The organism is Asanoa hainanensis (genome assembly GCF_900188485.1).
Taxonomy (GTDB): Bacteria; Actinomycetota; Actinomycetes; order Mycobacteriales; family Micromonosporaceae; genus Asanoa; species Asanoa hainanensis.
This window is the reverse complement of record NZ_FZPH01000003.1, coordinates 584,945-603,330: the sequence shown is the minus strand read 5'-3', so window position 1 is coordinate 603,330 and position 18,386 is coordinate 584,945. Positions and strand designations below refer to the sequence as shown.

The following is an 18,386-nucleotide window of genomic DNA, read 5'->3' as shown; positions in this document are numbered from 1 at the left end:
ACACGTTGTCCGGCAGAAACGTACACCTCTTGCCTAAGATCTGACCGTGGCCTCGATCACCCGCCGCCCGGCGGCCGACCCCAGCCGACGAGCCGCCGTCGAGGCGGACGTCCTGGCAGCGACCGAGCGGCTGCTGGCGGCGGGCGCGACCTACACCGAGCTCGGCGTGCAACGGATCGCCGCCGAGGCAGGCGTCGCGCGGTCGACCTTCTACCTCTACTTCCGCGACAAGACCGAGCTGCTGCTGCGGCTCGCCGCCCAGCTCGGCGACGTCTCGTTCTCGCTGGTCGGCGGCTGGTCGCCGACCGAGCCGGCGGCGCTGGACGAGCTGGCCGCGAGCCTGCTGCGGGTCATCCGCTTCTACCGGGACCGCCGGCACGTGCTGGCCGCCGTGCTCGAGGTCGCCGGCTACGACCGGACGATCGGCGAGTTCTGGGAAGAGCAGCTGGGGATGTTCATCGACCGGGCGCACGAGCTGCTGGTCGCCGAACAGGCCGCCGGCCGCGCGCCGGCCGACCTCAACGCGCCCACCGCCAGCCGGGTGATGATCTGGGGCGGCATGCGGGTGATCGCCGACCACGTCGTCAACCGGCCCGCCGACGAGGACGCGTCCGTGGCCAGGGAGATCGCGGCCAACGAGTGGTTCGGCGCCTTCCGCCGCCCGGCAGCCTGAGCCCGTCGGCGGGTGGCGGCCGTCGATGCCGCGCGGCACACTTCCTGCCATGAGGCTGCGCGGAGTGCTCCAGGTCGGGCTCGTGATCACCGCTGGGGCGCTGGCCCTCGGCTGCACGTCCACGGTGGACCGCCAGGTGGCCGGGCCGGCGTCGACGGCCACGCCGCAGTCCGCCGCGGCCACCGCACCACCGAGCCCCGCGGCCGAGCCGACCGCGCCGCCGAGTGCGGCGGCCGAGCCGACCGCGACCAGCGTGCCCGGCACCGAGATGACCCCGCCGGCCGATCGCACCGTCTGCGGCCGGGTCCGCACCGCCACGAACGACTACTCGCGGTCGTACGACAACGCGGTGCAGTCCGACAAGGAGATGGTCGGCCGGAAGTGGTCGGGCTTCATCCTGGAGCGCGCCAAGGAGGCCCGTGACTCCAAGCTCAAGGCCGACCTGGTGAAGGTGGCCAACGAGGTCGCCAGCTGGCGACCGGGCCAGCCTGACCTACGCGCCTACACGAGCCTGCTGAACTCCGCCTGCGCCCGCTGGGGCGCCTGACAAGGCGTCAGCGCACCGAGCCACTGCGTGGCTGATCGCAGATCACCGCACCGAAGCCGCGGCGTCGTCCAGGAAGTCGCCAAGCGCCTCGGGGGAGTCGAAGGTCAGGTCGGCGGCACCCGCCACGGCCTGGCCGGTTTCCGGGTTGGCCACCGCGACGCAGACCCCGAAGAAGGACGGGTCGCGTTCTGACCGGTCGCGCAGCGCCGCGAACGCCTTGAGGTCGGAGACGTCGTCGCCGAAGTACCAGGCGCAGCCGGCCGAGGCGACCGCCTCGCCGATCACCAGGCCCTTGTCGCGGTCGACCGGCGGCTTGAGCTCCAGCACCATCCGCCCGGCCTGGATTCGCAGGCCCAGCCGCTCGGCCTCGGCGTTGCCCCAGCGCTCGACCTCGCCGGCCAGCTCCGGCGCCGTGCGGTAGTGCAGGGCCACCGACAGGCGCTTGTATTCGACCAGGATCTCCGCCGGTAGCTCGGCGCGGGCGCGGTCGGCCAGGTCGGCCATCGCCGGCACCCAGGGCAGCGCCGCGGGCTCGGTGACCGTCGGGCCGGCGCCGTGGCTGTGTTCGAGGCCGTAGAGGCCGTACAGGTCGACGTCGGCGGCGCCCAGGCGGTCGCGGAGGAAGTCGACCGGGCGGGCCGAGACGATCGCCACCCGGCGCACGACCCGGGCCAGCGCGTCGATCGCCGACAGCGCCCGGGGCACCGGGCGCACCGCGGTCGGATCGTCCGCCACCGGCGCCAACGTGCCGTCGAAGTCGAAGAAAAGGACGCACTCGTCGGCCCGGTCCGCGGTCAAGCGCCATGCGCTCTCCGCGTTCAGCGGGCGGTCGTCGCGCCCGTGGCCGTGATCTGACCCCCGCACATGGCAAGCCTACCGGGTGTGAGCCGCCGCCGGACCCGACGGATCACCCGGTTGACAAGCCCCCGCCCCCCAATTAACGATCTTGCTGTCGCCCTGTCCGCTGTGCGAACGGGACGATGGCGCCCGCTTCCTCGCCGTGGCTGAGCAGGTAACCCTCGACGAATCCGGCGTTGCGGTCGCCCGTGTGCGCGTCGACCTCGTTCAACCGCATGGCCACGAACTCGGCGAGCGCGGCGATCCTGCTGTTGACGCGCGAGTACATCTCGGCCAGCACCGCGACGACGGTGCCTACCGACGCCACCGCGATGGTCGCCATGTTGAACGCCGACGGAACTTCGCTCGTGTCTAGCACCCCGACAATGATGTTGGCTGTCGTGAACAGCGTGACCGAGACGGCCGCAACGACGACCGCCCCCCACTTCAGGGCCATCGCAGACCCCTCCTTCGTTGTCCCGCAGGGCTTTGGCTGACCTCCGGTGCTCCCCACCCGACCCGAGCCCAAGCAGTACAAACGCGCACGCTACTGCGCTGCGGGCGTAAAGATCGTGCCATTCGCCACACGAGTCGCAGCTTCTTTCGCCATCTGCGTAACGAGACGGCTACTTAAACGTTTAAACCGCCCTGCGGCGCTTGGCAGGCCGATCCGACGGAAGCAATGGCCGGTACGCGAGATAGCGGATCGTCTCTCGAATGTGGAACTTCTCCGCATCGGACACATTGGGGTCGACGAGCCGGCGCAGCAGCGCCTCGACGTCGGGGTCCATCGGCGGAGCTGTGGGCGCGGGCCGGCCGGAGGTGGCGGCGTCCCAGCCGAGCACGCCGAACGCGGTGGACGGGTTGAGGCCCAGGCCCGCGCAGAACGCGACCACCCGTTCGGCCTCGGGGTCGCTCGCCCAGTCGGCGCGTACCCAGCGGTTGATCGTCTGTCGGGACACGCCCGTGCGACGGGACACCTCGGAACCGCTCCAGGCGCGGGTCGTCCGCGCGTCTTCGAGCGCCTTACGAACGAATGCGGCGAACGCGATCTTGCGCCCGGGGGAGGTGTCCGGCACCGGCTGACGGTACGGCCAGTTCTCGATCTTCCGGCCTGAGATGGGCTGTGTGTATCGCGTGCGAGACGGGTCGGGCCGATCGCCGGTAAACGATCGAGCAGGTCGTTCGGGCAGCGTCACGTGGTCAGACTAGGCCGACGCAGGTTCCGCGCTAATCGCCCGAAAAGCCGATGCTGTCACGCGTGTGATACGCCTTACGGTGTGTCACGTGAACGAGACGAACAGTGTCGAAACGCGTCACGGGTACGTGACATCAGGGGGTTCCGGGCGATGACCGAGCTGGCCACCCGGGAGCAGGCGTTCGGGCTGATCGCGGCGGGAGTCGCGGCCGGCATCACCGCACCGTGGCGGCTCTACCTCGCCCGCGGTGCCAGATACGTATCGCTGCAGGTCGCCGACATGACCGAGTGGGACGCGTGGCGCCTCCACCTCGGCTGCCCCGACCTGCGGATCAGGGTCTACGACACCGGCGCCGAGCTGCGCCGCACCTCGGTCGCCGAGGTGGTCATCGACCAGTGCCGGGTCGCCGTCGAGCTGGTCGAGGAGGTCGGTGTGGACGACATCGACCACCTGCTGGCCGGCCATCCGCGGATCGACCGTGCACCGCGCTATCCCGACGAGCGGTGAGGGGCAGCACGTACCGATGACCGTGTATTTCGCGATCTTCCTCGTCCTGATGCTCGGTTCGTCCAGCTACGCCGCTGGTCGGCTGCACGGGCGGGTGGGATACCGGACCGGCTACAGACAAGGCTTTTTCGATGGCGACCGGGGCGTAGGGCTTCGCCGGCGCCAGGGGGTGCGGGCGGTGGCGGCAACGGCCCGGGCGGAACCGCGGCAACGGTCCGCACCGGACGTCCCGACCACCTTGATCGGTTCGGGAACCACCTATCTGAGCGCCTCCTTCGTGGGGACCACAACCGACGGCGGACGGCACGCCGCGGAGGTTCGCGAGATCGCGAGCCAGCCCGTGGGGTGAGTGGTCACCCGCGAGCGCTGACCGCCCGGTGGCAGGGCGGTCGCGCGCACCAGGGATCGGGCCAGTCCGGTGGCCCCGATCCCGACGGCAGCGACGCGTGAGGGGCGCGCGTCGCCGCCGGTGGCCGGCCCGGCTAGCGCCAGCCGGGCCGGCCAACCCCTCGTGGTCGAAGAAGAAATCGCGGTAAACGAGTCGGTCTTACTTCGGCGTGTACTTCCCCCGGATGGCAGATGCCAGTTAGCGTCTAGCCATGGCGAGGGGTCATCCCACGCCAGCCGGCCGGCCTGGACCTGCGACGACATCGCCACGGGGCCCGCATCCGACCCCGTGCTCCCGGGCACCGGACGAGGCGGAAACACGCGGGCGGTCCGGGTGCACGCTCGCCGGAGCAGGCCTGTGACAACTGCGCGCACCACTTCCCGGGCCACCCAGGACACCTCCGCGACCGCCCGCGCCCCGCGCGGGCGCAAGGCCGCGGCCAAGGAGGACGGGCCACCTCGGCCGGTCTACGTCCTGGACACCTCGGTCCTGCTGTCCGACCCCGCCGCCTTTCGCCGCTTCGCCGAGCACGAGGTCGTGCTCCCGTTGGTGGTGATCACCGAACTGGAGGGCAAGCGTCACCATCCGGAGCTCGGCTGGTTCGCGCGGCAGTCGCTGCGCATGCTCGACGAGCTGCGGATCAAGCACGGTCGGCTGGACCAGCCGGTGCCCATCAACGACCTCGGCGGCACGCTGCGCGTCGAGCTCAACCACTCCGATGACGGTGTGCTGCCGCCCGGCTTCCGCAACGAGTCCAACGACGCGCGGATCCTGTCGGTAGCCCTCAACCTCGCCGGCGAAGGTCGTCAGGTCACGCTGGTCAGCAAGGACATGCCGCTGCGGGTCAAGGCCGCCGCGGTCGGGCTCGCCGCGGACGAATACCGGCACGGCCAGGCCAGCGACCCGACCTGGACCGGAATGGCCGAGATCGAGGTGGGCGACGACGACGTCAACGAGCTGTACGGCGGTGCCGACCTGGCCCTGGACGCGGCGGCCGAGCTGCCCTGTCACACCGGCCTGGTGCTGCACTCGTCACGCGGCTCGGCCCTCGCCCGGGTGCTGCCGGACAAGGTGGTCCGACTGGTCCGCGGCGACCGGGAGGCGTTCGGCCTGCGTGGCCGGTCCGCCGAGCAGCGGATCGCCCTCGACCTGCTGCTCGACGAGTCGATCGGGATCGTCTCGCTGGGCGGTCGGGCGGGCACCGGCAAGTCGGCGTTGGCGCTGTGCGCGGGTCTGGAAGCGGTCATGGAGCGCCGCCGGCACAAGAAGGTGATCGTGTTCCGCCCGCTCTACGCGGTCGGCGGCCAGGAGCTCGGCTATCTGCCCGGCAGCGAGACCGAGAAGATGTCGCCGTGGGCCCAGGCGGTCTTCGACACGCTCGGCGCGGTGGTGCACGAGAACGTCCGGGAAGAGGTGCTCGGCCGCGGCATGCTCGAGGTGCTGCCGCTGACCCACATCCGCGGCCGGAGCCTGCACGACGCGTTTGTCATCGTCGACGAGGCGCAGTCGCTGGAGCGCGGGGTGCTGCTCACCGTGCTGTCCCGGATCGGCCAGGGGTCGCGGGTCGTGCTCACCCACGACGTCGCCCAGCGCGACAACCTGCGGGTGGGCCGGCACGACGGCGTCACGGCGGTGATAGAGGCGCTCAAGGGGCATCCGCTCTTCGCGCACGTGACGCTGACCCGCTCGGAGCGCTCCGCGATCGCCGAGGTGGTCACCGACCTGCTGGAGGACATCCCCAGCTGAGCCGCGACGAAAAGGGGGCCCCGCGACGTGGGGCCCCCTTTTCGCTCACTTGCGCACGGCGTACCGCAGATGGGTCACTCGGTTGCCCTGGACCGTCTCCAACGGACCGTCCAGCAGGACCGGCTTGGTGCCCAGCTGGTCGAAGAACGGCGTGCCGCCGCCGAGCAGCACCGGCACGAGGTCGACCCAGACCTCGTCGACCAGTCCCGCGTCGAGGGCCTGGCTGGCGATCCGGCCCGAGTTCAGGCCGACGCCCTTGCCGCCGGCCAACTCGCCGGCCCGGGCGATCGCGGCCTCGATCCCGCCGGTCTCGAACGCGAACCACTTGTTGTCCTCGTACCCCGTCGGCGGGTTGTGGGTGAGCACCACGGTCGGTACCTCCATCGGGTGCTTTCCGCCCCACCCGTTCGTGAAGTCGAACAGCTTGCGGCCGACGACCAGGGCACCGAGCTCGTCCAACCAGCGCTTGTTGCGGTCCGCGCTCGCCCGGGTCATGTGCCAGGTCATCTCCGGGTGGCCGGTGGGCACCTCGACGTCGCCGTTGCCGTACCAGTCGAAGAGGTGCTCGAACCCGGTCTCGCCGGGGCCCGAGACGAAGCCGTCGATCGACATGCTGGCGCCAGTGCTGACCTTCATTTCCGATTCCTCCTGAAGCTCTGACTCTGTCTGCCCATGCGTCGTCCGAGGGGGCCGCGGATCGACAGGTTACGGAAACCTTTTTTCCACGCGGGCACTTCGCCGGACTTACCCGCCTTTAACCCGTGACCCAGATCACACAATGGTCTCCCTATTTCCCTCCCGGCTCACTGTGCGCAATGGTGTCTGGCGAGCGAACGAGGCCCCGGACGCCGGGGCTGTCCTTGTCCCCGACGAAGGGAACGACTTCGTGACTCGGCTGTGGAGCCGGTTCGGGGTTCGGGCGTTGGCGGTCGGCATCCTCGTTACCGGGGTGGGCGGCGGCTACTACCTGGGCCAGGACCGCAGGGTCCAAGAGCAGGGGATCGATGCGCGGTTCGCCGCGGAGGCCCAGCAGGCCGAGAACGCGCTGCTCAAGGAGCACCATCTCGAGCACGAGTCGATGATGGCCCAGCGCCGGGACGCCGAGGCGATCGCCGCCCAGCGCGCCCAGGCCGCGGCCAAGGCGGCCGCCGAGCGGGCCAAGCGGGCCGAGGAGGCCAGCCGCCAGAAGCGCGAAGAGGCCGAGGAGCCGGTGAAGGCCAGGCCGTACACGGGTCCGATCCCGGAGTCCTGCAACGAGTACAGCGGCAACCGCAAGATCGGCTGCGCGCTGCTGCTCGAAGAGGGCTTCAAGATCGACCAGATGCCGTGCCTCGACAAGCTCTGGACGCGCGAGAGTGGCTGGAACCCGAAGGCGCACAACGCGAGCTCCGGGGCGCACGGCATCCCACAGGCCAAGCCCGGCAACAAGATGGCCTCGGTCGGTCCCGACTGGGAGACCGGTGCGGCCACCCAGATCAAGTGGGGCCTCGGCTACATCGAGGGCCGCTACGACGACCCCTGTGGCGCGTGGGCGCACTCGGAGGACGAGGGCTGGTACTAGACCAAACGTGAGGCAGAGGGTACGAACACTCGCGTTCGTGCCCTCTGCGGCTTTTGTGCGCTCTAGTGTCTGAGCCATGCGGGGGCGGCGCTTTGGAGGCGCGACACTAGTGATGGCGGCGGTCCTGGGTCTGCTGGCCGGGCCGGCCCAGGCGGACGACGGCACCGGTCGCGAGCGGATCGTCGGGGGCAGCCGGGTCGACGAGGGCATCTTCCCGTGGGTCGTCCGGTTGTCGGTCGGCTGCGGCGGCTCGCTGATCGCACCCCAGGTCGTGCTGACCGCGGGCCACTGCGTCAAGGGCAGCGGCACCGACACCTCGATCCGGGTCACCGGCGGTTCGGTCGACCTGCAGTCGAGCCGGGCCCGGACCATCCGCTCGAGCTACGTCTACCGGTCACCGGACTACACCGACGCCGCCGCGGGCGACGACTGGGCGCTGATCCAACTCGCGCAGCCGTTCGACCTGCCGACGCTGACCATGGCCGCGGACCAGACGTACGACAAGGGTCTGTTCACGGTGATGGGCTGGGGCTCGACGAAGGAAGGCTCGCTCACCCAGCAGACCCGGCTGCGCTCCGTCGAGGTCGACTTCGTCTCGGACTCGTCGTGCGACCGCAAGTACGGCAAGATCGATATGGCGATCGTCGGCTCCGACATGATCTGCGCCGGCAAGGGCGGCAAAGACTCGTGCCAGGGCGACTCGGGCGGCCCGATGGTGCGCCTCGACGCCAACGGGTCCTGGCTGCAGATCGGCATCGTGAGCTGGGGCTACGGGTGCGCGCGCAAGGACTTCCCGGGCGTCTACAGCCAGGTGTCGGCGTTCGGGCCCGACATCGCGGTCGGTCTCGCGGTGCTCCGCGCACGTCTGGCGTGAACGGTCCTCGCCTGGTACCCCTAGTGCGTGTCCCAGGACTGGACGACCGAACCAGAGCAGTTGCGCTTCGGCACCGAGCCGTTCTACGCCGCCGTCGGGCGGGCCTTCGTGGCGATGTGCGCGGTGGTCCCGGTGCTGTTCGCGATCGAGGCGCTGGACTACTGGCTGGGCCTCGGGCTCGACCCGCGCGGCGGGATCATTCCCCGCAGCGTCTACGGCCTCGACGGGATCGTCTTCTCGCCACTGCTGCACGCGAACTTCGACCATCTCTACGGCAACAGCGTCCCGCTGATCCTGCTCGGCACGTTCGTGCTGGCCGCGGGGGCACGCCGGTTCATCTGGTCGACCGCATTGATCATGCTGGTCAGCGGCTTGGGCGTGTGGATCGTCGGCACTCCCGGCACGGTGGTGGTCGGTGCCAGTGGGGTGATCTTCGGCTACTTCGGTCTCCTGTTGACCCGGGGGATCGTGGAGCGCACGTGGTGGAACCTGGGCGTGGTGCTGCTGGTCGGGCTGTTGTACTGGTGGCAGCTCTTCGGCATCCTGCCGTCCGACCCGCACGTGTCGTGGCAGGGCCATCTGTTCGGTTTCCTGGGCGGGGCCGTCGCCGCCATCGTGTTCCGTCGCTGACTGACTCGTGGCGATGCTTGCCGGGGTGGCATCGCTGTGCCTAACGTCGATGTCGACCGGGCCGGGTCTCCTGAAGGGCATTGGTGAGCCATGCGGGAAATCGACGTCGCGATCATCGGGGCGGGACCATCCGGACTCTTCGCGGCCTACTACGCGGGTTTTCGGGGGCTCTCGGTCGCGCTGATCGACAACCTGCCCGAGCCCGGCGGCCAGGTCACCGCGATGTATCCCGAGAAGCAGATCTACGACGTCGGCGGCTTTCCGAGCATCAAGGGCCGCGAGCTCGTCGCCAACCTGGTCGAGCAGGCCGCGCCGTTCCGCCCGGAATACCTCCTGGGCACCCGGGCCGACGCGCTCTCTTATGCCGACGACCACCCGGTGCTGCGCCTCTCCGACGGCGAGGAGGTCCGCTGCGGCGCGGTGATCATCACGGGCGGCATGGGCAGCTTCAAGCCCCGCCCGCTGCCGGCCGCCGAGACCTTCACGGGCACCGGCATCGTCTTCTTCGTGCCGCACCTGGCCGACCTGGCCGGCCGCGACGTGCTGATCGTCGGCGGCGGCGACTCGGCGTTCGACTGGGCGCTGGCCCTGGAGCCGCTGGCCAAGTCGGTCACCCTGGTGCACCGCCGCGACCGGTTCCGGGCCCACGCGGCGACCGTCGCCCGCGTCCAGGACCTCAGCGTCCGCATCGTGGTCAACGCCGAAGTCGCGAAGATCCACGGTGAGGACGCGGTCACCCACGCCGACATCGCGGTCAAGGGTGGCGAGACCGAGACCATCCCGGTCGACACGGTCGTGGCGGCGCTCGGCTTCACCGCAGACCTGGGGCCGCTGGCCGACTGGGGCCTCGACCTCGACAAGCGCCACGTCAAGGTCGACAGCACAATGGCCACCAACCTGCCCAGGGTGTTCGCGGCCGGCGACATCACGGAATACCCGGGCAAGGTGCGCCTCATCGCCACAGGCTTCGGCGAGGCGGCGACCGCGGTCAACAACGCCGCAGTAGCAATCGACCCGGCCGCCCACCTCTTCCCCGGCCACTCGAGCGACAACGGCTGATCACTTTTCAGGTCTGGCAGCGACCCGTCGCGGACCTGGCAGCGGAGCGAAGCGGAGCGCTCTCTGGCGGGAGCGACGGTCGCGCCCACCGCGAACCCGAGCAATCCGCCGTTGGCATTTGAATTCGGCTAGGGCTGTTCGGCGATCGGCCTGCCGTCGAAGTCGACGGACGAATAGAGGGCCAGCTTTTCCAGGCGGTGGTAGGAGTCGATGATGCGGATTGTGCCGCTCTTGGAGCGCATCACGATCGACTGGGTGTAGGCGCCGCCCGCTCGGTAATGGACGCCTCTCAGCAGGTCGCCGCTGGTCACGCCCGTGGCTACGAAGAAGGCGTTGTCGCCCGAGACCAGGTCGTCGGTGTGCAGCACCCGGTCGAGGTCGTGGCCGCCGGCCAGGGCCTTCTCCCGCTCCGCCGCGTCGCGCGGCCAGAGCTTGGCCTGCATCGCGCCGCCCATGCACTTGAGGGCGCAGGCCGCGGTGATGCCCTCCGGCGTGCCGCCGATGCCCATGAGCACGTCGACCTCGGAGGTGTCGCGGGCCGCGTAGATCGCGCCCGCGATGTCGCCGTCGGAGATGAAGCGGATCATGGCGCCGGCCTGCCGCACCTCCTGGACCAACTGCTCGTGCCGGGGCCGGTCGAGGATGCAGACCGTGACGTCGGAGACGCTCGACTTCTTGACCTTGGCGATCCGGCGGAGGTTCTCCGTCACGCCCGCATTGATGTCGATCACGTCGGCGCAGTCCGGGCCGACGACGAGCTTCTCCATGTAGAAGACGGCGCTCGGGTCGAACATCGCGCCCCGCTCCGCGACCGCGAGCACGGCCAGCGCGTTGGGCATGCCCTTGCTCATCAGCGTGGTGCCGTCGATCGGGTCGACCGCCACGTCGACCTCCGGGCCGGTGCCGTCGCCGACCTCCTCGCCGTTGAACAGCATCGGGGCGTTGTCCTTCTCGCCCTCGCCGATCACGACGACACCGCGCATCTGGATCGAGTTGATCAGCTTGCGCATCGCGTCGACGGCGGCCCCGTCGCCGCCCTCCTTGTCGCCCCGGCCCACCCATCGGCCGGCGGCCATGGCCGCCGCCTCGGTGACCCGGACCAGGTCGAGGGCCAGGTTGCGGTCGAGATCTTGCGGAATCTTGGCGCTCATCGGGCGGCCTCCTCGCGTCGCGGCGGTGCAGTGTGCGGGTCGGTCGTTACCTGAGATCCTGGCATGAACACCCGCTGAACGTCCGTTCGGGTCGCGGTATCGACCCGGTGTGGCCGCGGCGGCCGATGCTCGGCACAATTGCCCCGTGGAGCAGCAGGCCAGCACCGAGGAGATCGTCGCGTCGGCACAGCGCAGTGAGCGCCGGCCGCGCGACATGGTGATCTCCATGCTGGTGCTGCTCGTCCCGATTCTCCTGGCCTTCGGGGTCTACCGGGTGTTCTTCGACGGCAACGACCCCCTCGCGGTCGACCCGGCCGTGGCCATCGACGACGCCCGGCACGCCAACGCCTTCCCGGTGCTCGTGCCGACCGGCCTGTCCGACGAGTGGACCACGGTCACCGCCCGGTGGCAGCAGATCGACGGCGGCAAGGCGCTGCGCCTCGGCTTCGTCAGCCCCGACGGCAAGGGCGCCCAGGTCCTGCAGACCGACGCGGACTCGACCAAGGTCATCCCGGCCGAGCTCACGAGCGAGGCACGGGCGCAGGGCACCGCGGAGATCGCCGGCGGCTCCTGGCAGACCTACTCGACCCGGCCCGGCGAGCGCGCCCTGGTCAAGCTCGACCCGGACCGCACCGTGATCGTGGTCGGCGATGCCGCCGACGCCGATCTGCGCACGCTGGCCGGCTCGCTCAAGTGATCTAGAGACTCCCAGCCAACGCTCAGCCAACGCTCATCCAGGTACGCTACGGCGCTTCTTCAATTTCGAGCGTCTTTTGGAGTTACTCCTTGCGTACGCCCAAGCTGGCGGTCGTCACCGCGGCCGTCCTCTTTGCCCTGGTCGGTTGCGGTCAAGCTGCCGACTCCGGCACCGGTTCGCCGGCCGCCGCCACCACCACCGCGCCCGCCGACCCGGCCACGCAGATCGCCGCCGCCGGCAAGAAGGTCGACGAGAGCAGCTTCAAGTTCAGCTACGAGACGGCCTCCATGAAGGCCCAGGGCGTCCGGCACCAGCCTTCGCAGAGCGTGCAGATGGCGTTGACTGGAGAGTCCGAAGGTCAGCAGATCAAGATCGACGTGATCGCGATCGGCGAGGACGTCTGGACCAAGATGGACCTCGGCCTCGACCCGGGCGACGACCCGACGATGCAGGGGCTGGCCGAGGGTCTCGGCAAGTGGCAGAAGTCCACCGCCGCCGACGAGGAAGGCATGCCGTTCGCCGGGGCCGGCGCGCAGGCCATGGGCACCAGCATGACCAAGGGCCTGAAGGACCTCAAGGAGACCGCGCCCGGCACCTTCACCGGCACTGTCGACATCACGGTCAACACCGACCTCGACCTGACCGAGGACGAGGAGACGATCAAGGCGCTCGGCGACAAGGTGAAGGCGCTCCCGGTCACCTTCACGCTCGACAGCGAGGGCCGCTTCAGCTCCATCGTGATCGAGATCCCCGCCAGCGGCTCGGTCAAGGCGCAGAAGGGCACCGTCAAGTTCTTCGAGTACGGCGACGTCACGCAACCGAAGGCCCCGCCGGCGGACCAGGTCGCCGCGGCCTGACGCACGCCAAGGGCGGGCGCGCGCTCGCCCGCTACGCCTCGGCGCCGGCCTGTTGACGGGCGGCGTCGAGGCGTTCGCGTGCGCCGTCGAGCCAGTGCTGGCAGATGTCCGCCAGCCGCTCGCCGCGCTCCCAGAGCGCCAGCGACTCCTCCAGCGAGATGCCGCCCGCCTCGAGCTTCTCGACCACCGACGCCAACTCGGCGCGGGCCTGCTCGTAGCTCAACTTCTCGTCGGTCACCGGTTCTCCTCGCTTGCCTCGTCAACGCTGGTCGACAGTTCGCCTCGGGCCAGTCGGACCCGCAGCACGTCGCCCTTGGCCACTTCGGACGCCGCGCGTACGACGTGGCCGGTGCGGCTCTGGACGATCGCGTAGCCGCGGTCCAGGGTGGCGGCCGGCGACAGCGCGCGCAGTCGCGCCACGGTGTGCCGCAGGTCCGCACCCGCCGCGCTGATCCGGTGGTCCAGCGTCCGGCCGGCGCGGTCGCGCAGCGCGGTCACGTCGGCGGCCCGGGCGTCGACCATCACGTGCGGCCGTGCCAGCACCGGACGCGACCGGACCGCGTCGAGGCGGTGCTGCTCGCGGTCGAGCAGGCCGCGCACCGCGCGGTCGAGGCGCTGCCGGGCCTGCCCGATGACCCGGATCTCCTCGCCCAGGTCGGGCACGATCCGCTTGGCCGCGTCGGTCGGCGTCGAGGCGCGCACGTCGGCGACGTAGTCGAGCAGCGGCGCGTCGGTCTCGTGGCCGATCGCGCTGACGACCGGGGTGCGGCACGCGAACACCGCACGGCAGAGCGCCTCGTCCGAGAACGGCAGCAGGTCCTCGACCCCACCGCCACCGCGGGCGATCACGATCACGTCGATCGACTCGTCGGCGTCGAGCACCTTGAGCGCGTCGATGATCTGCGGCACCGCGGTCGGGCCCTGCACGGCGACGTTGATCGTCCGGAAGTCCACCGACGGCCACCGCCGCCGCGCGTTCGTCAGCACGTCGCGCTCCGCCGCCGAGGCGCGCCCGGTGAGCAGCCCGATCCGGCCCGGCAGGAACGGCAGCCGCCGCTTGCGCCGGGGGTCGAAGAGCCCTTCGGCGGCCAGCAGCTTCTTCAGCCGTTCGAGGCGGGCCAGCAGCTCGCCCAGCCCGACCTGGCGGATCTCGTCGGCGCGCAGGCTGAGGGTGCCCCGGGCGGGGAAGAAGTCGGGCTTGGCGTGCACGGTGACGCGGGCGCCCTCTTCGAGGTTGGGCGCGCCCAGGTCGAGCACGTCCCGGTTGGTCGTGACGGTGAGGCTCAGGTCGGCCGACGGGTCACGCAGGGTGAGGAACACCGTGGTGGCGCCGGGCCGGCGGCTGATCTGCGCGACCTGCCCGTCGACCCAGACCCAGCCGAGCTTGGCGATCCAGCTGCTGATCTTCTGGCTCACCACCCGCACCGGCCACGGCTCCTCCGCGGTGCTCTTGGGGACGCCGTTGGGCTCGGGGGTGGTCACCGCACCACCCTACGGCGAGCGACCCGCCGGCCGGTGGCGGTGCGCACTCCCGGCGCACGACATTCTGCCGGGGGCGGCCGCGCCACGTACCATTGGCGGGTGATCGAGGAACCCGCCCGTAAGCGTGTGCTTCTGGCCAACCCGCGCGGCTACTGCGCCGGGGTCGACCGTGCCGTGCAGACGGTGGAGGAGGCCCTCAACCTCTACGGCGCGCCCATCTACGTGCGCAAGCAGATCGTGCACAACAAGCACGTGGTGGCCACGCTCGAACGCCGAGGGGCGATCTTCGTCGAGGAGAACGCGGAGGTGCCCGAGGGCGCCACGGTGGTCTTCTCGGCCCACGGCGTCGCCCCCGAGGTGCACGAGCAGGCCAAGGAACGCCAGCTCCGGGCGATCGACGCGACCTGCCCGCTGGTGACCAAGGTCCACCAGGAGGCCAAGCGGTTCGCCGCTGACGACTACGACATCCTGCTCATCGGCCACGAAGGCCACGAAGAGGTGATCGGCACCGCCGGCGAGGCGCCCGCGCACGTCCAGCTCGTCGACGGGCCCGAGGGTGTCGACAAGGTGACGGTGCGCGATCCCGCCAAGGTCGTCTGGCTGTCGCAGACCACGCTGTCGGTCGACGAGACGCTGGAGACGGTCGAGCGGCTCAAGGTGCGCCTGCCGCTGCTCCAGTCACCGCCGAGCGACGACATCTGCTACGCCACCCAGAACAGGCAGCAGGTGGTCAAGCAGATCGCGCCCGACTGCGACGTGGTGATCGTCGTCGGCTCACGCAACTCGTCCAACTCGGTCCGCCTGGTCGAGGTCGCCCTCGACGCCGGCGCCCGGGCCTCCTACCTGGTCGACTACGCCAGCGAGATCGACGACGCCTGGCTGGCCGGCGCGACGACGGTCGGCGTGACCTCCGGCGCCAGCGTGCCGGAGGACCTCGTCGACCAGCTCCTGGACCACCTGGTCGAGCGCGGCTTCGCGGACGTCTCCGAGGTGACCACGGTGGACGAGCGTTTGGCGTTCTCGCTGCCGCAGGAGCTCAAGCGCGACATGAAGGCCGCCGCCGCAGCGCGCGCCGCCGCCTCAGCCGACTAGGACCCGGGTCGCCGCAGCCAGCTCGGCCGGGTCGTCGGCCCAGAGGTGCAGCTCGATCAGCGGCCCGCGGGCCATTCCGACCTCGATCGGCGCGGTGAACACGAGCTCGACGTTGGTCTGCCCGAGCACCACGACCTTGCCGATCAGGCCGTCCGCCGTCTCCTCGAACTGCACGCCCTTGCTGCTCTCCAACGGCCGGTTGCGGGTGCGCACGGCCGCGACCGCCGACCAGGGCACGAAGGCGTCCACGGTGAACCCCGAGCGGATCCGGACACCCTCCGTCTGCACGACGTGGGGGTGGATCCGCACGGCACCGAGCAGGCCGACCATCCAGAGCAGGCCCCAGACGCTCACCACGAACGCGACGACCTGCACCGTGCGCCAGGGCAGCAGGAAGTGCAGGATCGGGATCTCCACGATCGAGACCGCGATGAAGGCGATGAACACCGGCGTCGTCACGGCGCTGTAGCCGAAGCGGGCACCCGGGCCGGCCGGGTCGGGGCGGCGGAAGACCCAGCGGAAGAGGCTGACCCAGACGCCGCGCTCGTACGTCATGGCGGTGCGAAGGAGGCTCACCCTTCGCAGTTTACATTACAGTCGAAATGTCAAAGGCGCTGCGCCGACGTGATCATCGCCGGGGTGCCCTGTTGGCAGGTGCTGACCAGGTCCGGCCGGACCTCCAGGGTCGCCTTCACGCGTACGCCCTCGTAGACCAGGCTCGTCGGCGCGTTGACCAGCAGATAGCCCTCGAGTAGCAGGCAACCCGACTCGACGCCCGCGGTCACCGTGCCGGTGACATTGACCACCTTCGGCGTGTTGGCGCCCGACGGGCGCGGGGTGAGCGGGTCGAGCGGCGGCGGAGGCAAGGTCGCCGTCGGGGCCACGGTCGGCGCGGGCGGGACGGCGGGCACGGTGGACGGTGTCGGTGCGGTTGACGACGTCGAGGGCGCCGGGATCGGATCACCCTCGCGGGAGCCGGCCGAGCAGCCGGCGAGGGCCACCACCATCAATGCCGCCAGTGGACCCGTCAACCTGCGCATGACGTCGAAGTGTGTCATTGGAATGGGACGCACGCCACCGCAGCGCGGGTTCCCCTAGATGAGCTCCGGGGCCTGGAGCTGGCGCGGCATGCTCTCCACCTGGGGCGGTGCCACCAGGTCGTCGCCCGAGACGCCCAGGTCGGCCAGCTTGCGGGCGCTCACCAGGACGCGGGCTTCCAACGAGCCGACCGCCCGGTTGTACGAGGTGACCGCCGTGCCGAGCGCCGAGCCCAGCTTGCCCACGTGGTCGCCGAGGGTGGCCAGCCGGCCGTAGAGCTCGCGGGCGAGCTCGTGCACCGCGACCGCGTTGCGGGCCAGCGACTCCTGCCGCCACGAGTAGGCGATCGTGCGCAGCAGCGCGACCAGCGTCGCCGGGGTGGCCAGCACGATGTTGCGGGCGAAGGCGTGCTCCAGCAGCGTCGGGTCGCGCTGCAGCGCCACGTCGAGGAACGGGTCGGCCGGCACGAACAGCACGACGAACTCGGGCGACTGGGTGAACGCCGTCCAGTAGGCCTTGGCGGCCAGCCCGTCGACGTGCGCGCGCAGCGCCCGGGCGTGCCCGTCGAGGTGCTGGTCGCGGGTGCGTTCGTCGCGCGCCTCCATCGCGGTCAGGTAGGCGTCGAACGGCGCCTTGGCGTCGACCACCACCGACCGCCCGCCGTGCAGCCGGACCACCAGGTCGGGTCGTACGCCCTGGTGGTCGGTCGAGGCGGTGACCTGCTCGGCGAAGTCGCAGTGCTCCAGCAGCCCGGCCGCCTCGACGATCCGGCGGAGCTGGTGCTCGCCCCATCGGCCCCGCACCTGCGGCGCGCGCAGCGCGGCCACCAGCTGCTTGGTCTCGGTGCGCAGCTCGCCGGAGACGGTCGACATGGCCCGGACCTGCTCGCGCAGCTCGGCGTAGGCGTCGACCCGCTCGCGCTCCAGCTCGGCCACCCGGAGCTCGTAGCGGCGCAGCGTCTCGTGCAGCGGCGCGACCGCCCGGGCGACCGCCTCCTGCGACTGCACGGTCGCCTCGAAGGACAACGCCCGCATCGACTGCTCCAGGCGCCCCTCGCCTTCGCGGTTGGCGTCGATCGTGGCCTCGAGTCGGGCGACGTGGGACGCGGTGCGCGAAACCGCCGCAAACCACCCGGCCACCGCGCCGATCGCCAAGCAGAGGACCACCACGGCCACCGTTGAAAGGTCCATCCGGTAAGACTGCCAAACAGGTGCGACATGACAAGGCGACGTACCGTCGTGTCATGGGTTGGTTGTGGTTGATCGCGCTGCTGGTGATCGTCATCGCGTTGGTGTTCTACTACCAGCGCTCCGTGGCCGGCCGGCGCGAACGGGAGTTGACCGACGCGCGAGCCGAGGCCCAGCGTTGGTACGAGCGACTCGGCGGACAGGTGATGAACCTGCACGGTTCGGAGCCGGCGGTCCGCCAGGCACTGTCCGACGCCGGTGAGCGTTACAACGCCGCGGGCAGCCAGCTCGAGCAGGCCCGCTCTCCCCGCCAGTACGAGCTGGCCCGGGAGACCTCGCTGGAGGGCCTGACGTACATCCGGGCGGCCCGCACCGCCATGGGCATCGACCCGGGTCCGGAGCTGCCGCAGCTCGCCTCGGCCCGGGGTGTCGGCACGCTCACCAAGGAGCGCACGGTCGACGTGCAGGGCCAGCAGTTCACGGCCGGCCCGCAGCCGAGCAACCAGACGCCCTACTACTACCCGGGCGGGCGCTACCAGGGCCGGCCCGTGCCGTCCGGCTGGTACTCGCAGCCGTGGTGGCGTCCGGCGCTGGGCGGCGCGGTGGGCGTCGTCGGCGGCCTGCTGATCGCCGACGCGCTGTTCTCGCCCGCGTTCGCGGACCCGGGCTACGGCTACGACGCCGGCTATCAGGAGGGCTTCCAGGACGGCACCGGGTACGACGGCGACGGTGGCGATGGCGGCGATGGCGGCGGCTACGACGGCGGCGACGGCGGTGGCGGTGACTACGGCGGCGGCGACTTCGGTGGTGGCGACTTCGGCGGCGGGGACTTCGGCGGAGGCGACTTCTGATCCACCCGCC

23 protein-coding genes are annotated in these 18,386 nt (G+C 70.7%); 13 read left to right on the top strand and 10 right to left on the bottom strand.

The features are described from left to right. Positions 1–46: 46 nt before the first annotated feature. Together CHC05_RS10380 and CHC05_RS10375 are read left to right on the top strand one after the other, a co-directional pair. Positions 47–673, top strand: coding sequence for a TetR/AcrR family transcriptional regulator (locus CHC05_RS10380; protein WP_179266116.1), 627 nt, complete (start codon positions 47–49; stop codon positions 671–673). A gap of 49 nt (positions 674–722) precedes the next feature. Further along, on the top strand, positions 723–1,220 hold the full coding sequence (locus tag CHC05_RS10375) for a hypothetical protein (RefSeq protein ID WP_089247171.1): 498 nt from the start codon (positions 723–725) through the stop codon (positions 1,218–1,220). A gap of 42 nt (positions 1,221–1,262) precedes the next feature. Here CHC05_RS10375 and otsB read toward each other — a convergent pair whose 3' ends face one another. From otsB to CHC05_RS10360, 3 genes are all read right to left on the bottom strand, one after another. Further along, positions 1,263–2,084, bottom strand: coding sequence for a trehalose-phosphatase (otsB, locus tag CHC05_RS10370; RefSeq protein ID WP_089247169.1), 822 nt, complete (start codon positions 2,082–2,084; stop codon positions 1,263–1,265). A 73-nt stretch (positions 2,085–2,157) separates the two neighbouring features. Next, the gene (locus CHC05_RS10365) at positions 2,158–2,514 is read right to left on the bottom strand and encodes a hypothetical protein (protein WP_089247167.1); all 357 of its coding nucleotides are present in this window, start codon (positions 2,512–2,514) and stop codon (positions 2,158–2,160) included. A gap of 181 nt (positions 2,515–2,695) precedes the next feature. Next, positions 2,696–3,136, bottom strand: a complete 441-nt coding sequence (locus CHC05_RS10360; RefSeq protein WP_089247165.1) for an XRE family transcriptional regulator — start codon at positions 3,134–3,136, stop codon at positions 2,696–2,698. A 270-nt stretch (positions 3,137–3,406) separates the two neighbouring features. On the opposite strand from CHC05_RS10360, the gene CHC05_RS10355 reads away from it, so the two are divergent. The 3 genes from CHC05_RS10355 (at position 3,407) to phoH2 (ending at position 5,897) form a co-directional block, all read left to right on the top strand. Continuing rightward, positions 3,407–3,763, top strand: a complete 357-nt coding sequence (locus tag CHC05_RS10355; protein ID WP_089247163.1) for a hypothetical protein — start codon at positions 3,407–3,409, stop codon at positions 3,761–3,763. Between the two features lie 16 nt (positions 3,764–3,779). After that, entirely contained in the window at positions 3,780–4,112 is a 333-nt protein-coding gene (locus CHC05_RS10350; RefSeq protein WP_144022542.1) for a hypothetical protein, read from the top strand. Between the two features lie 396 nt (positions 4,113–4,508). After that, a complete protein-coding gene (phoH2, locus tag CHC05_RS10345; protein ID WP_089247158.1) occupies positions 4,509–5,897 on the top strand; it encodes an RNA 5'-3' helicase PhoH2 in 1,389 nt (462 codons plus the stop codon). A gap of 45 nt (positions 5,898–5,942) precedes the next feature. Here phoH2 and CHC05_RS10340 read toward each other — a convergent pair whose 3' ends face one another. Beyond that, positions 5,943–6,533 carry a dihydrofolate reductase family protein gene (locus CHC05_RS10340; RefSeq protein WP_218824497.1) on the bottom strand — a complete coding sequence of 197 codons (591 nt, stop codon included), beginning with the start codon at positions 6,531–6,533 and terminating at the stop codon, positions 5,943–5,945. Between the two features lie 250 nt (positions 6,534–6,783). On the opposite strand from CHC05_RS10340, the gene CHC05_RS10335 reads away from it, so the two are divergent. From CHC05_RS10335 to CHC05_RS10320, 4 genes are all read left to right on the top strand, one after another. Beyond that, complete coding sequence (locus tag CHC05_RS10335; RefSeq protein ID WP_089247156.1) at positions 6,784–7,458, top strand: aggregation-promoting factor C-terminal-like domain-containing protein; 675 nt, start codon at positions 6,784–6,786, stop codon at positions 7,456–7,458. A gap of 112 nt (positions 7,459–7,570) precedes the next feature. Then, positions 7,571–8,332, top strand: coding sequence for a S1 family peptidase (locus tag CHC05_RS10330; protein WP_245870753.1), 762 nt, complete (start codon positions 7,571–7,573; stop codon positions 8,330–8,332). Between the two features lie 27 nt (positions 8,333–8,359). Then, a complete protein-coding gene (locus tag CHC05_RS10325; protein ID WP_245870752.1) occupies positions 8,360–8,962 on the top strand; it encodes a rhomboid family intramembrane serine protease in 603 nt (200 codons plus the stop codon). A 90-nt stretch (positions 8,963–9,052) separates the two neighbouring features. Continuing rightward, the gene (locus tag CHC05_RS10320; protein ID WP_089247152.1) at positions 9,053–10,021 is read left to right on the top strand and encodes an NAD(P)/FAD-dependent oxidoreductase; all 969 of its coding nucleotides are present in this window, start codon (positions 9,053–9,055) and stop codon (positions 10,019–10,021) included. A gap of 128 nt (positions 10,022–10,149) precedes the next feature. Here the strand turns inward: CHC05_RS10320 and glpX are convergent, their stop codons facing one another. Next, a complete protein-coding gene (gene glpX, locus CHC05_RS10315; RefSeq protein WP_089247150.1) occupies positions 10,150–11,172 on the bottom strand; it encodes a class II fructose-bisphosphatase in 1,023 nt (340 codons plus the stop codon). A 145-nt stretch (positions 11,173–11,317) separates the two neighbouring features. Between glpX and CHC05_RS10310 the strand changes: the two genes are divergently transcribed. After that, entirely contained in the window at positions 11,318–11,869 is a 552-nt protein-coding gene (locus CHC05_RS10310) for a DUF4245 domain-containing protein (protein ID WP_089247148.1), read from the top strand. 89 nt (positions 11,870–11,958) lie between these two features. Further along, positions 11,959–12,726 (top strand): hypothetical protein, encoded by a 768-nt coding sequence (locus CHC05_RS10305; protein ID WP_089247146.1) that lies wholly within the window; start codon positions 11,959–11,961, stop codon positions 12,724–12,726. Positions 12,727–12,757: 31 nt separating this feature from the next. Here CHC05_RS10305 and CHC05_RS10300 read toward each other — a convergent pair whose 3' ends face one another. Together CHC05_RS10300 and xseA are read right to left on the bottom strand one after the other, a co-directional pair. After that, the gene (locus CHC05_RS10300) at positions 12,758–12,964 is read right to left on the bottom strand and encodes an exodeoxyribonuclease VII small subunit (RefSeq protein WP_089247144.1); all 207 of its coding nucleotides are present in this window, start codon (positions 12,962–12,964) and stop codon (positions 12,758–12,760) included. Continuing rightward, complete coding sequence (gene xseA, locus CHC05_RS10295) at positions 12,961–14,208, bottom strand: exodeoxyribonuclease VII large subunit (RefSeq protein WP_089247142.1); 1,248 nt, start codon at positions 14,206–14,208, stop codon at positions 12,961–12,963. The genes CHC05_RS10300 and xseA overlap by 4 nt, the downstream gene beginning before the upstream one ends. A 99-nt stretch (positions 14,209–14,307) precedes the next feature. Here xseA and CHC05_RS10290 point away from each other — a divergent pair, with 99 nt between their 5' ends. Beyond that, positions 14,308–15,300 (top strand): 4-hydroxy-3-methylbut-2-enyl diphosphate reductase, encoded by a 993-nt coding sequence (locus tag CHC05_RS10290; RefSeq protein WP_425426725.1) that lies wholly within the window; start codon positions 14,308–14,310, stop codon positions 15,298–15,300. Here the strand turns inward: CHC05_RS10290 and CHC05_RS10285 are convergent. The 3 genes from CHC05_RS10285 to CHC05_RS10275 are packed head-to-tail and all read right to left on the bottom strand — an operon-like array spanning position 15,289 to position 17,528. Further along, positions 15,289–15,876 carry a hypothetical protein gene (locus CHC05_RS10285; protein ID WP_144022541.1) on the bottom strand — a complete coding sequence of 196 codons (588 nt, stop codon included), beginning with the start codon at positions 15,874–15,876 and terminating at the stop codon, positions 15,289–15,291. The two genes, CHC05_RS10290 and CHC05_RS10285, sit on opposite strands and share 12 nt — an antisense overlap. Before the next feature lie 29 nt (positions 15,877–15,905). Beyond that, positions 15,906–16,340 (bottom strand): hypothetical protein, encoded by a 435-nt coding sequence (locus CHC05_RS41385; protein ID WP_179266115.1) that lies wholly within the window; start codon positions 16,338–16,340, stop codon positions 15,906–15,908. Positions 16,341–16,394: 54 nt separating this feature from the next. Beyond that, the gene (locus tag CHC05_RS10275; RefSeq protein WP_089247136.1) at positions 16,395–17,528 is read right to left on the bottom strand and encodes a DNA recombination protein RmuC; all 1,134 of its coding nucleotides are present in this window, start codon (positions 17,526–17,528) and stop codon (positions 16,395–16,397) included. A 53-nt stretch (positions 17,529–17,581) separates the two neighbouring features. Here CHC05_RS10275 and CHC05_RS10270 point away from each other — a divergent pair, with 53 nt between their 5' ends. Continuing rightward, positions 17,582–18,376, top strand: a complete 795-nt coding sequence (locus tag CHC05_RS10270) for a hypothetical protein (protein WP_089247134.1) — start codon at positions 17,582–17,584, stop codon at positions 18,374–18,376. The last annotated feature ends 10 nt before the right edge of the window (positions 18,377–18,386 follow it).